Origin of the sequence: Colwellia sp. BRX8-5 (genome assembly GCF_014077325.1) — a bacterium.
GTDB lineage: Bacteria > Pseudomonadota > Gammaproteobacteria > Enterobacterales > Alteromonadaceae > Colwellia_A.
The window spans coordinates 1-13,721 of sequence record NZ_JACGVR010000007.1 but is presented as its reverse complement, the minus strand read 5'-3'; the positions used below and the strand labels follow the sequence as shown (position 1 = coordinate 13,721).

The following is a 13,721-nucleotide window of genomic DNA, read 5'->3' as shown; positions in this document are numbered from 1 at the left end:
TGCAAAAGGTTTTTATGTCTAGCAACAGCAGTAGAGATCAACAATTAAAATTTAGCTACCAACAAAAGCTGCCAAATCAGATGGTTACAGCACTTGTAGTGCTAGATAATAAATTAACGATTAAATATGTTAACCCTGCAGCAGAAGCGCTATTAGTTAAGAGTTTTAACAAGCTGTGCAACTTACCAATAACAACAGTCTTCTACAATTCTCCGATTAAAAAGGAACGTTTAGAGCAGCTGCTGACTTCAGGCCAAGAATTTAGTGACAGTGATGTCACCATTGAATTTTTTGATCACAGCCGTATTACCGTGGAAATAACAGCCTCGTCTGTTGAATTCAGCAAACAGCCACATATTATCTTAGAATTCAAACAGATTGATCAGCAAAAACAAATGAGTATCGAAGCATTTCAACACCAGCAATGGGAGTCGTCTCGAGATTTGATACGCGGGCTTGCTCATGAAATTAAGAATCCATTGGGCGGTCTTCGTGGCGCTGCACAATTATTAAGTAAAGAATTGACGCAAGAGCAACAAGAATATACTGAAATGATTATTGAACAAGCCGACCGTTTAACTAATTTGGTTGATAAGCTTTTAGGCCCTAATCAATTACCTCAGATGGCAGAACAAAATATTCATATTGTCTTAGAAAAAGTTTTTAAGCTGATTAATTTTAACAACCCTAAAAATATTAAATTTATTAGAGACTATGACCCCTCTATTCCTGAAATAAGTTTTGATCAAGATAAGCTTCAACAAGCTGTTTTGAATATTGTTAACAACGCCGTTCAAATTATTGATGAGGGTTGTAACATAACCCTAAAAACAAGAGCCGCTAGTAATAAAACCATTAATGGAAGACGGGTAAAGCTCTGTGTTCAAATCAGTGTTATTGATAATGGCCCTGGTATTCCAAAAAAGATTCAAGACACTCTATTTTACCCTATGGTATCTGCACGCGATAACGGTACAGGTTTAGGCTTGTCTATTTCACAAACCTTAGTGCAACAGCACAAGGGTAAATTATCTTGCTATAGCCGACCGGGTCATACTGAGTTTTTAATTTTACTGCCTTTACAAGAAGAGAATAATAATGAATGTTGAGCAAGTTTGGATTGTAGATGATGACAGTTCTATTCGCTGGGTGTTGGAAAAAGCCTTATCAGGAGCAAATATATCTGTAGCCTCTTTTGAGAAACCTGAAGACTTACTCATCGCCCTAGAGCATCAACAACCAGAAATAATAATTTCTGATATAAAGATGCCAAATATTGATGGTATGACTTTACTTAGCCGTGTTAGTGAGAATTTCCCTAACCTACCGGTGATCATAATGACTGCACATTCTGATCTCGATAGTGCTGTAAATGCCTATCAAGGTGGGGCATTTGAATACTTACCTAAACCTTTTGATACTGACGAAGCTATCTCTCTAACAAAACGGGCGCTAACACATGCTCGAGAACAAAGTGCTAAACGTAAGCATTCTATAGTAGCACCTGATCCTGTTGGGATAATTGGTGCGGCTCCAGCTATGCAAGAAGTTTTCAGGGCAATTGGACGACTATCACGTTCGAGTATCAGTGTACTCATTAATGGCGAGTCTGGTACAGGTAAAGAGCTTGTTGCACATGCGCTTCACACGCATAGTCCACGATCGAATGCTCCCTTTATTCCCTTAAATATGGCTGCAATACCAAAAGATTTAATTGAATCAGAGTTATTTGGCCATGAGAAAGGTGCGTTTACTGGCGCGAATGCCGTAAGACAGGGTCGCTTTGAACAAGCGCATAAAGGAACCTTGTTTCTTGATGAAATTGGCGATATGCCTTTAGATATTCAAACACGTTTGTTACGTGTGCTCGCCGATGGACAATTTTATCGCGTTGGTGGTCATTCACCGATTAAAGTTGACGTAAGGATCATTGCGGCTACACATCAGAACCTAGAAGTTCAAGTCAGTAATGGTGATTTTCGTGAAGATCTATTTCACCGTTTAAATGTCATTAGAATACAGTTACCCAGTTTACGTGAACGCAAGGAAGATATTGAACAGCTTATTAATCATTTTTTACATTTAGCAGCAAAAGAATTAGAGGTTGAACAAAAAACCCTGCATAAAGCCACTCTTAGTTATTTACAGCAATGTGCGTGGCCAGGAAATGTTCGTCAGCTTGAAAATATTTGTCGTTACTTAACGGTAATGGCAAGTGGTAAAGAAATTATATTAGATGATTTACCGAGCGAACTTGCTGAGAACACATCATTAACAAACCCTACTGCAGAAGCTTCATCATGGCCAGTTGCGTTGCAAGAGTGGGTTGATGAGCAATTAGCCAAAGGGAATAACAATATTATTGATACCGCTTTGCCTGAATTTGAGAAAATACTATTAGAACGTGCGCTTCATTATACACAAGGCAGAAAGCAAGAGGCTGCTAAAAAATTAGGTTGGGGAAGAAATACCCTAACAAGAAAGTTAAAAGAGCTTAATATGTAAAGACATATGTGAAGGTAGCTGTTTAGCTACTTTCACATGTATCACTGATACACTGTTTACAACTGTTACATAATTTCAAGTTAATGATGTGGGCAGCTACAATCAAACTTGCGCCAATCACAATAAAGAATGGCTGAATATCTTCTGAAAAATCATGCTTTATCCAGTAAATACCAACGCCTAAAAAAAGTAAGTAGAAAGGGTAATATTTTCTATGGTATTTTTTAAAACCGGAAAACAAGGCTAAAGTACCTAGTGCAGCGGTCATTAATAAAAATACATGTTCCCATGCATGGTCAGCTAAAAAGCTTAATCCTAGTAAAGGCAGTGCCGGTAACAATACCGGTAATAAGATACAATGAAGCGCACAAAGTGATGTTGCGGTTATTCCAATACGATCAAGCACTTTATACTCCCCTTACAATTAGATAATAATTACTGTTAAAAGTGGATAATATCACAATTGATATAGTATCACAAAACTTTTAAGCGCGTTCTATCGGAAAAGAAATTACATCCTCAATAGCACTTTTTTCTAGCGCGATCATCATTAAGCGGTCGATACCTAAAGCTACTCCTGCACATTGTGGTAGCCCTGATTGTAGAGCTTTAATAAAGTTCTCATCTATATTTTTAGTAACAAGTCCTAGTTGTTGACGTTTACTGTTATCTTGTTCAAATCTTGTTATTTGAATATCAGCATCTGTTAATTCATTAAAGCCATTTGCTAACTCAACGCTCTTAAAATAGCATTCAAATCTTTGGGCGACACGGTTATCTTCAACACATTCTTTAGCTAAAGAAGCTTGCGCAATTGGAAAATTATAGACAAAGCATGGTCGAGATAAGCCAATATTCTTTTCTATAATTTCTGAAAAGATAAACTGTAGTAATAAGTCACAATCATCTGATTCATACAACCAATCTGCGGCTTTACCCTGTAACTCGATAACCTCATATAATTGATTAAAAGTTGCTGTTAAAGGATCTATACTGACGAATTTAATGAATAAATTTTGATAGGATATTTTTTCAGATTTTGGCGTTTTTACGACTGTAGATAATAGTTCATCAACTTCAGCCATTAAATCGTGTTGATCAAAACCTATACGGTACCATTCTAATAGGGTGAACTCAGGATTGTGATAACGGCCTGAATCTTCATGACGAAATGCTTTACAGATTTGGAAAATACAGCCATAACCTGAAGCAAGTAGTCGTTTCATATGAAACTCAGGTGAAGTTTGTAAATATAGTTGTTGAGATTGATTTATATCGCTGTTATCTAAATAGTTGTATTGGGTGCTAAAGGCATCAAGGTAAGGGTCTGTTACTGTTCCCATAGAGAGTGATGGTGTTTCAACTTCGATAACATTTTTATTTTTAAAAAAATCTCTGATCTCATTAATAACACTTCCTCTAGACTTAGCTACTTCCCACTTCATTTACGTACACTACTTAGAATAAAAAATATAATTCTATAGAGTATATACGAAAAGCTAATCATCTGAGAAGTAGACAGATAACTATAAGAAATATCTAAAGCGCTATATTGAAAAAGAGGGGAATAACTTTTCAACGCTATCGTATAATTGTTAGCGATGTACGTTCAATGAGTAAGTTACTTGGTGAGTCTCAATACTTAAAAAACTCACAAATAGCCTATAAAATAGTCGTATATTCTGATTGTACTTAAAATATTCACTGGTGGTTTAAGCGAGTTTGGCCTAATACCTGACCGTCAAGCAGATAGATCTTACGTTTTGCCATTTCAGCATAATCTATGTCATGAGTAACAACACAAAGTGTAGTCCCTTGATTATTTAAAGCCTCTAGTATTGCCATAACGTGGTCACTACTTTTAGAATCCAGATTCCCCGTCGGCTCGTCCACTAATAAAATAGCAGGGTCAGCGACTAGGGCGCGAGCAATAGCAACACACTGCTGTTGGCCGCCAGAAAGTTGGGTAGGCCTACGCCTGGCCAGTGGGGCTATACCAACTACATCCAAGCAGTAATCAACTTTTTTATTTATATCTTCTTCACTAATAGGTTGCTTTGCATAACGTAATGGCAGGGCTATATTGTCGTATACGCTTAATTCATCTATCAGGTTAAATTGCTGGAAGATAAAGCCAATTTTCTTATTCCTGATTGCAGCAGTTTGTTCTAAAGTGAGGTTGCTGACATCAACACCTTCGAAAAAAAGCTTACCTGTAGTAGCAAAATCTAGCAGCCCCATAATAGATAGTAAAGTCGATTTCCCACAACCTGAAGGGCCAGAAATTGAAATATACTCACCTTGTTGGATTTCAAGGTCTATGCCTTGCAGTGCATGGGTTAGCATGTCATCGTTGCTAAACACCTTGTCTAATTTTTGCACTTTAATTATGGGTATTGTCATTGAAACGCTTAGTCTCCCTGTAATTTCGAAATAAAGAGATAGTCATAGGTGTCTATAAATCATAGTTTAAGCTAAAAATGTGCTTTTGTATTTACCAGCTTATTCTATAATTTAAGGTAAACGAATTAAGTTTAGCTAAATGACTAACAATAAAAAAGGTGGGCCATGCCCACCTTTATTTTATAAAATCGCGTCACGTCCACGTGTATTATTAATTCATAGAGTTACGCTAAAATTTTAATTTTAAACATGACATTATTCAAAGTCATGAACTTAATCACTACCACGCAAACTAAATATCGCTGGCTTGTTAATGTATTGCCTTAAAGGCCAGTAACAGGCGAATAAAGTAACCATTATAATCAAGACTAAACTAGCCACTACCATAGGTAATGCTTGCCAAGTAATAAATGGTTGAATGTATTCACTCATTCCAATGTAAGCGATAGCAAACAATACGACACTACCGACAAAACCAATCAATACAGCTTTCGTATTATCGTTAATTATCATTGAAAGCAAGTGTTTACGTGTTGCACCTATGGCCATGCGGGCGCCAAGCTCAAAGCATCTAAGTTGAGTGCCGTAGCTCAAAATTCCATATAAACCTATGCCTGCCAGTAAAAATACCAAACTCGCTAAAACTGCAGTAGTAACGGCTGTAGTAATTTCAGCAAACAATCTTTGAGTTAGAATGTCATCAGCAGATTTATAACTAAAAACAGAATATCTAGAATCAACCGAGGACAATAATTTACCGAGTTGTTCACGACTAACAGTCTGACCAGGTTTAACCTTAAGCATAAAGCTTTGGTTGCCTAGGTTATTGGGTATATAAGCTCTTGGAACTCCTATATCAGCATTGTCGCTTCCTATAGGTGTATCGTTAGGAATAGAAATGTCTTTTACAATACCCACGATTTTAAATGGCTCAGGGCGACCTGTCGATATTTGCAAACCAATGACATCACTATCAGCTTTCAACTGCTTAGCAAAGGCTTGGTTAACAATCATAATATTATTGCCATCTTTACGGTCTATTTCAGTAAAGTTGTCACCCTGTAATATCTGCTGCTCAATCATATTAAAATAAGTATGATCAATCCCATTAAAATAAGGAGTATACCTTTCATTATTACTAACATTTGTTAGTGCTCTAACATTAAAGCCATCAAGTGGTGATCGTGTCTGACTAATCGATTCTACTTGAGGAAGTGCTTCAAGTTTATCCATTATTTCAGCCATGATTGGAATCGCTTCTTCCTCAGTTGGAAATTCTGTCGATGAAAAGTTTAAAATTAAAGTAGAAATGTTATTTGTTGTAAAACCAATGGGTGCATTAATGGTTTTAACCGCATCTTTAAGTAAGCTAATATTAGCAAATACTAACACTGTTGCTAATGCTACCTGACTGGCAATTAACACCTGACGAATTTTTTTAGATACCTGTAAACCACTGCCCTTACCACTGCTTTGCAACGTGGTATTTAGTGCGCGGTAATTGATCATACTGGTACTTAATTTTGCGAAAAACAATGCAAATACAACGGTAATTAACACTGCACTACCAAAGGTTACCGGGTTAATAGATAACTCGCTAACCCTAGGTAATATAGCACCCAAATATTGTTGCATTACACTAAATCCGACTTTAGCAAGCACCAAGGCAATGATTATAGACATAAACATCAACAAACTTGTTTCAGCAAGCATGCCTTTAAATAAATGTTTTTTAGTCGCCCCAATCGCCGCTTGAATAGCCATTTGTCGTTGCTTTTCGGCCGTACGTGCCATAAACAGATTTGTGATGTTAAGACAAGCGATCAAAACTAAACCAATCACACCCGCTAACAGCTTTATCGCAATAGATTCACTGTCACCGAGAATAATTTCTTTAACTGGGGTTACAATCATAACAATTGACCAACCCTTGAAAAAACCTATCTCAGCAACACCTTCTTGCCAACGATCACTTACTAAGGGAGTTAACAGTTGTTCTGCTTGGCTTTTACTCACATCATTTTTTAATTGACCAATAAACTTAAGACCACCGTTTATATTGCCAAAGCTTTGTCTCTGACCATTACCTGTCTGATTATAGTCCCATGGCATCCAAACTTGTGTTTCTCGTCCAATTCCGTTCAGTTCAGGTTCAACAAAATTTTCAGATAAAACGCCAACAATTCGGTAACTGATACCACTAAGGTTAATTTTTTGATTAAGAATATCAGCACTACTTTTATACTCTTTCTTCCAAGTATTATAGCTAAGCATTGCAACAGGATTATTAGTATCCATTGCTTCACTGGCTTCAAACATTCGACCCATTGCCATTGGAGATGCTAAGATCTGGTGCAATTCAGGTGTTACATATGCAGTATTAACAAGCGGTTGACTGCTGTGAGAAATAATAACATCTTGCCCATAAATCATGATGGCAGCTTGTTCAAATGCTTCTTTACTCTTGTATAAGTGCACTAATCCAGGATAGGTATAAGCAACACCTTTGGTTTCTTTTTCAGCGCCAATAAGTTTATGTTGAGCGACAAAAAGTCTGTCTTGCTCTGGGTAAGGTAATGGCTCAACTAATAACAAATAGTTTAATGTTACAGCACATAGCAAAGCGCCTAAAGTAATACCCATGGTCATTAATACGGTTAATACAAAGCCAGGTTTCTTTTTCAGACTGGCCCAAGCTTGTTTATGTCGAAGAATTAATTTCCTCATACTGCCACCTTTAATGCTTCATCTTTGACAATTTGCCCATCAAGCAATCTAAGTTGAATATTAGCCATGTCAGCGTAACGCGCATCATGTGTAACCATACAAATAGTCGTGCCGTTTTTATTGAGTTCAGCTAATACTGCCATTACAGTGTCACCACTTTGTGAATCAAGGTTACCTGTTGGCTCATCAACGAGTAATATTGCAGGATCGGCAACCAATGCACGAGCAATAGCAATACGCTGTTGCTGTCCACCCGACAACTGGTTAGGTTTATGGTCAGCTCTATGGCTCATTTCTACCATTTTTAAACAGGCTTCAACTCTTGCTTTAATAAATTCGTCTGTTGGAAGTTCTTTTTTATATTGTAAGGGTAACGCCACGTTATCAAACACAGAGAGTTCATCAATGAGATTAAATGATTGAAAAACAAAACCTATTTTTTCATTACGAATAGCAGCAGCTTCATCAAGAGTGAGTGAGCTGACGTCGAGCCCTTCTATTGTATAAGAACCTGAACTAGACATATCTAATAAACCCAATAGAGAAAGTAGCGTAGACTTACCACACCCTGACGGGCCTGCAATAGAAACATATTCTCCTGCACGAATAACAATATCAACGTCTTTTAATGCATGGGTTTCAACATCATCAGTTTCAAATACTTTACTAATACTCTTCATTTCAATTTTTATTTCAGACATATTCATTTTCCTTAAATGTGTGGGAATTTTTTAAATTATTTGTAATTAACGTTATTGACTAAATAGCATTTAAAAGCTGTCTATAGTCAGCTCTGAATTTTTCACAAGCGACAAATCAGACACAATAAAAATGTCATTAACTTTGCCTCCTTTAATTATTTGGATGTAACGACCGGCTTCTTTACCGAATTCTACTTTGGTTCTTATTGCTGCGTTATTTGAATCATCAAGTAGGAATAAACTTGAATTTGAATTAGCTAGACCGTTGACCGGTCGTTCCATATAGGTGATGTTAGCTAAGGTCTCTGTAATGATAACGGCATCAACACTTAGTTGCGGGCGAGCACTCGCTGGCAGTTGATCAGGTAACGCTATTTCAACTTCAACGGTATTGTCTACTACGACGGGATCAATGCGTGAAACGGTGCCTACAATTTTGTCTCGACGTGTATCAACAATAGCCTTTTGACCAATAAATATTTGTTGCGCTTTACTTTGAGGCACTCTAACTAAAGCAATAAGATTTTCGACGCTTCCTATAAGAGCAATTTCTTGTCCCGCTGCGAGGCTTTGACCCAACTCAACTGATAGGCGTTGTAATACACCATCAAAACCCGCTTTAACGGTAAGGCGTTCGAGTCGGTTTTGCGCGATATCTAACTGCCCTTGTTGTTGCATTATTTGTTCGTTCTGTATATTTATAGCTTCTTGATTAACTAACTTTAGAGCCGTAGTACGTTGTTTATGGATTTTGATACGCTTATTAAGCTGCGCTTCTTGAACAAAGCTTTCTTTATAATCAAGTACTGAAACTATGCCCGATTTAACCAAACCAGACTGTGCTTCTAGTTTAACTTTCGCTGTTTCGTAACGCGCCTCCAATTCTGCAAAATTGCCACTTTCGTTAAGAATCTCACGTTTTTGATTTAACTTTAGTTGTCGTAAGTTTGCTTTTTGTTGAGATAGCTCTCTAACTGCACTATCTACCTGTTGTTGTAATTCAGGATTAGCCAGTTGAATAATAATACTATCCGCTGTTACTAGAGCGCCAGGTTTAAGAACAATTTCCTGAACTGTGGCACTTGTTAGTGAAGTAATGAGTACCTGTTTATCACTGCGTAGTGCACCATATCCTTCGATTTCCACCTGTAAATCACCATGTTTTACTGTGCCAAAAAGCATGTCGTCACGCTTAACCGAAGTACCACCAGTTTGAGTACTCACATACCAAGTCAGGGCAGCGAGCAAAAAAATCGCAACAGCACTGTACACTGGCATTGATTTGAGTTTGCTTTGCTTGGTTTTTACTTTTTTCACATCCATTTAGGAGACACCTTGAATAAATATTTTCTAATAATTAATACTTATAGCGAAATTTGTGCCAACAAACATTAAGCAACAATATCAATGAGATATATTTGTTTTTACATTATTTTATTATAAAGTAGACCGCTATCGAACTAAACGAACCGAATATGAACCAGTTATAGTGAAAGGTAAAAAAATTACTCTATCAGTAAAATATAAAACAATTGAAAAATTAATAAGAAGTGACGTAAAGATTCAGTGATTAAAATAACTGATAAATATTTGTAGTAGAGTTAGTAGATGTAATTAAATTTTAAGATGTAATTGAAGGCAATGGGAGGGATATTGAAACCGTAACACCGGACGCATTAGTGTTGTTTATAAGTTCAATGGTGCCCTTGTGATGTTCTATAATATTTCGGCAAAAACTCAATCCTATACCCTGACCATTTTGCTTAGTTGAATACAATGGAACAAAAAGGTTATCTAAATTAGCAAATCCGTGACCGTTATCAACGACTTCAATTAATGATGTGTTTCCTTTTTCCCTAAAGACCAGTTTTATTTTCTCTCCAGGTTCAGAAGCCTCGTCGGCATTTTTAATCACATTTAACAAAACCTGTTCAATAAAAGCAGGATCAGCCCAAAAATTTTCTGTTTTTATTTCAATTTCAAAATCAATATCTTTAAGTAGTCTCTGAATACGTTGAGCGATATTAGTGACCGAAATCATTTGGCAATTTAAATGAAATGGTTTGGTGATAGAAGCATATCTACTGACAAATTCTTCCAAGTGCTGGCATCGTTCGGTGATAACATCTAGGGCTTTTTTTTCTCTTTCACCCTCTGCTTTTAAACTTAATCCTTGTGCTAATGCAGATACTGGCGTTAATGAATTACGAATTTCATGTCCGAGTACTCGAATAAGCTGTTGCCAAGCACTAAGCTGGCTTTGCCTCAATGCGGATTCAATATTAACAAAAACCATTAAATGATGAGTTTTACCTTGATCAATAAACTCGCTGTGGCGTATTTGCCATTTATTGTCACATGGTTTTTCTTTGAAACGCCAATTATTATCTACATATTCAAGACCTAATAACCCTGGAGAGGAATTTCTAAAAATCTGCCACGGTTGGGGGAATAATTCATTAAAGGCTGTATTGGCATAAGTAAGTTGAGGTCGTTCATCAAAGACCATAATAGGGCTGTCAAGTTGTTCGATAAGTCGATAAACAAGGAAAATATGTTGATCGTAGCGTGACTTGAGTAATTGTAAATGAGAACTCAAATTTTTGAGATCTTGATGAAACTCTATGACCTTACCTTTAGTGAAAGCAGGTTTCGAATACTGACAATAATCATTATTACGAACAGCGTCAAGATGCATACTTGCACGTTTAAAAGCAATAATGGTTCTACTATATATATAAGAGAATAATAAGAAAAAAACTGCAGCAACTCCAGTACTGGTTAAAACAATATTTAACGCTGTCCAATCCTGAATTATTCCAATAACCATCCACAAGCTTACTATAATAAAACTCGTGGTAATAAAACAAACTTGTAAAAGCTGCTCTAAGGATTTAAAGATAAATAATTTCATAAGATCGGACTCGTATTTTAAGACGGTATAACATTTCGATTTTAACTTTAATGCTACTACTGAATGTTTATACCGTGTTTTTCTAGTCGGCGGTACATAGATGATTTAGTTAACCCAAGCATTATCGATGCTTTAGGCACATTATTATGATTTTGCTCGAGTGCTTGTTCGATTAGAGTTTTTTCAGCCTGCTCTAGTGTCATCATAGGCAACCTGTTGTTCTGTTTAATCATAGAAAGATGTAGATCTTCTGGTTCCAAGTTATCCCCCTGAGCTAACAAAACCGCACGCTCCATTAAATGACTCATTTCTCGGACATTACCAGGCCAATGATATGCTTCCAACGCTTTTATTGCTGCAAGTGAAAGGTTTAATTCTTCACGTTTATACTTTTTACCATGTTGAGTCATAAAGTGCTTTGCAAGAGGAGCTATATCTTGAAACCTTTCTTGCAACGACGGCACTCTCAACTCTATAGTATTAAGACGAAAATAGAGATCTTCACGAAAATCTCCATCTCTTATTAATTTGGAGATATCACCATTTGTAGCGCAAATAACTCTACTATCAGCAATCTGTGTTTGGCTAGAACCTAATACTTCATATTCCCCAGATTCCAATACTCTAAGTAATTTAGCTTGTTGCGAGTGGGGAATATTAGCAATCTCATCTAAAAAAAGAGTACCGTGTTTGGCAAGTTCAAAACGACCAATACGATTTTCTTTAGCATCTGTAAATGCGCCTTTTTTGTGTCCGAAAATTTCGCTTTCAAATAAAGATTCTGAAATAGCGCCCATATTTACCGAAATAAATGCATCTAAAGCACGATTAGATTGTTCATGAATACGTTTAGCTAAATGACTTTTACCGGTACCGTTGTCACCCGTTAGTAAAATACTGGCATCAGTTGCAGCAACAGAATCTATTTGGTGTAACAATTTCTCCATTGATTCAGACCGCCACGTAAAATCTTGTTCCGTAACAGACTCTAACTGCTGTTTAAGCTTTTGATTCTGAACTTGCAGACCAGACATTTTTAGCTGTTGGCGAATAATTTGGATTAATCGTTGATTATTCCATGGCTTTTCAACAAAGTCACAAGCTCCAAGTCTCATAGCACTTACAGCAAGGTCAACATTAGACCAACCAGTCATGGCTATTACAGGGATAACAAAATCTGATTTACTTAACCAAGTTAAGAAACGTAAACCTTCCTCGCCAGAGGTAGTATCAAGTGAAAAATTCATGTCCAGTAAAATTAGATCGACACTGTTGTCAGCTAATATTGCTTGGGCATAGTGGTGATTTTCTGCTTCAAGTATCGAAAAACCTTGGTCTTCTAGAATAAAGGCTGCACTTAAACGGATTTCAGGGCTGTCATCGACAACCAGTATTTGAGGCTTAGACATCACTATTTATAATAACTCACTGACAATATGAATTAATATAATAAGTTGCCAATCATTATTGAACAAGACAAATATTGTTACTTTAAGTTAATCATATTTTACTTGGCTTATAAGAGAAAAATTTATACTTAGCAAATAATACAACTTAAATAAATTAGTCGAAGTCACCTACTAATAAAATTTATAAAGTGCTAATAGTTATGGTTATCCCCCCAAATTGAGCAGCGAAATTGATGTATAAATATAATACTTATGTCCGCTTCCTCTAGAAATCGTGAGCATAATATTGGTAATAATTGATATGAAAAGTAGGACCGTTCTATAGCAGAAGTCTGTATTAGCAGAGTTTAATTTATCAAAAGGTAACAGGTTTAATAGTGCCAAGATATTGTGGCGTAGTTAAATGTAATTGGTTGGCTTAGGTAAATGCAATTAGGCGGCAAGAATGCTAAAGATTGCCCCTTCTAATGAGAAGTGGTGAATGTCAGACTCTGACATGGGCCTGTCGAACATGAGTCACACTACCGTTGACGCTACTGCTCTACGGTATAAATGCTGTCTTTTTTAAACGTCAGAAAGCAAAAAACCCGTTACGTTAGTAACGGGTTTTTCCTAATTAGAAGCCAAGCAATGTCCTTCTCTCATATGGGCCTGTCGAACATGAGTCACACTACCGTTGACGCTACTGCTCTACAGTTATAAATACTGTATTTTTAAACGCCAGAAAGCAAAAAACCCGTTACGTTAGTAACGGGTTTCTGACGTGTAGGGATATACTAATGTCGCGTTGCCAAGGATGGCAAAGAGCGACCTAAATAGAAGCGGAGAATGTCCTACTCTCATATGGGCATGTCGAACATGAGTCACACTACCGTTGACGCTACTGCTCTACGGTATAAATGCTGTATTTTTAAACGTCAGAAAGCAAAAAACCCGCTACGTTAGTAACGGGTTTTTCTTAATTAGAAGCCTAGCAATGTCCTACTCTCACATGGGAACTCCCACACTACCATCGGCGCTACTGCGTTTCACTTCTGAGTTCGGAATGGGATCAGGTGGTGC

General features: G+C 36.8%; 10 protein-coding genes and 1 rRNA gene. 2 read left to right on the top strand and 9 right to left on the bottom strand.

The annotated features are described in order from the left end of the window. Window positions 1-14 precede the first annotated feature (14 nt). Both glnL and glnG read left to right on the top strand, forming a co-directional pair. On the top strand, window positions 15-1,109 hold the full coding sequence (gene glnL, locus H4J62_RS06830; protein WP_182214787.1) for a nitrogen regulation protein NR(II): 1,095 nt from the start codon (window positions 15-17) through the stop codon (window positions 1,107-1,109). Next, window positions 1,099-2,505 carry a nitrogen regulation protein NR(I) gene (gene glnG / locus H4J62_RS06825; protein ID WP_182214788.1) on the top strand — a complete coding sequence of 469 codons (1,407 nt, stop codon included), beginning with the start codon at window positions 1,099-1,101 and terminating at the stop codon, window positions 2,503-2,505. The genes glnL and glnG overlap by 11 nt, the downstream gene beginning before the upstream one ends. 22 nt (window positions 2,506-2,527) lie before the next feature. Here the strand turns inward: glnG and H4J62_RS06820 are convergent, their stop codons facing one another. The 9 genes from H4J62_RS06820 to rrf all read right to left on the bottom strand — a co-directional run. Then, window positions 2,528-2,911, bottom strand: a complete 384-nt coding sequence (locus H4J62_RS06820; protein WP_182214790.1) for a MerC domain-containing protein — start codon at window positions 2,909-2,911, stop codon at window positions 2,528-2,530. 79 nt (window positions 2,912-2,990) lie between these two features. Further along, window positions 2,991-3,950, bottom strand: a complete 960-nt coding sequence (gene epmA / locus H4J62_RS06815) for an elongation factor P--(R)-beta-lysine ligase (RefSeq protein ID WP_182214791.1) — start codon at window positions 3,948-3,950, stop codon at window positions 2,991-2,993. 256 nt (window positions 3,951-4,206) lie between these two features. Then, window positions 4,207-4,908, bottom strand: coding sequence for an ABC transporter ATP-binding protein (locus tag H4J62_RS06810; protein ID WP_182214793.1), 702 nt, complete (start codon window positions 4,906-4,908; stop codon window positions 4,207-4,209). Window positions 4,909-5,181: 273 nt separating this feature from the next. Further along, the gene (locus H4J62_RS06805) at window positions 5,182-7,635 is read right to left on the bottom strand and encodes an ABC transporter permease (protein ID WP_182214795.1); all 2,454 of its coding nucleotides are present in this window, start codon (window positions 7,633-7,635) and stop codon (window positions 5,182-5,184) included. Then, window positions 7,632-8,336 carry an ABC transporter ATP-binding protein gene (locus tag H4J62_RS06800; RefSeq protein ID WP_182214797.1) on the bottom strand — a complete coding sequence of 235 codons (705 nt, stop codon included), beginning with the start codon at window positions 8,334-8,336 and terminating at the stop codon, window positions 7,632-7,634. Before H4J62_RS06800 ends, H4J62_RS06805 begins: the two co-directional genes overlap by 4 nt. Before the next feature lie 69 nt (window positions 8,337-8,405). Continuing rightward, window positions 8,406-9,659, bottom strand: coding sequence for an HlyD family secretion protein (locus tag H4J62_RS06795; RefSeq protein WP_182214799.1), 1,254 nt, complete (start codon window positions 9,657-9,659; stop codon window positions 8,406-8,408). 298 nt (window positions 9,660-9,957) lie between these two features. Then, on the bottom strand, window positions 9,958-11,250 hold the full coding sequence (locus H4J62_RS06790; protein ID WP_182214801.1) for a PAS domain-containing sensor histidine kinase: 1,293 nt from the start codon (window positions 11,248-11,250) through the stop codon (window positions 9,958-9,960). A 56-nt stretch (window positions 11,251-11,306) separates the two neighbouring features. After that, window positions 11,307-12,659: a sigma-54 dependent transcriptional regulator gene (locus H4J62_RS06785; protein ID WP_182214803.1), complete on the bottom strand. Its 1,353-nt coding sequence runs from the start codon at window positions 12,657-12,659 to the stop codon at window positions 11,307-11,309. Between the two features lie 968 nt (window positions 12,660-13,627). Next, window positions 13,628-13,721: ribosomal RNA gene (gene rrf / locus H4J62_RS06780) — 5S ribosomal RNA — on the bottom strand; the annotation flags it as partial.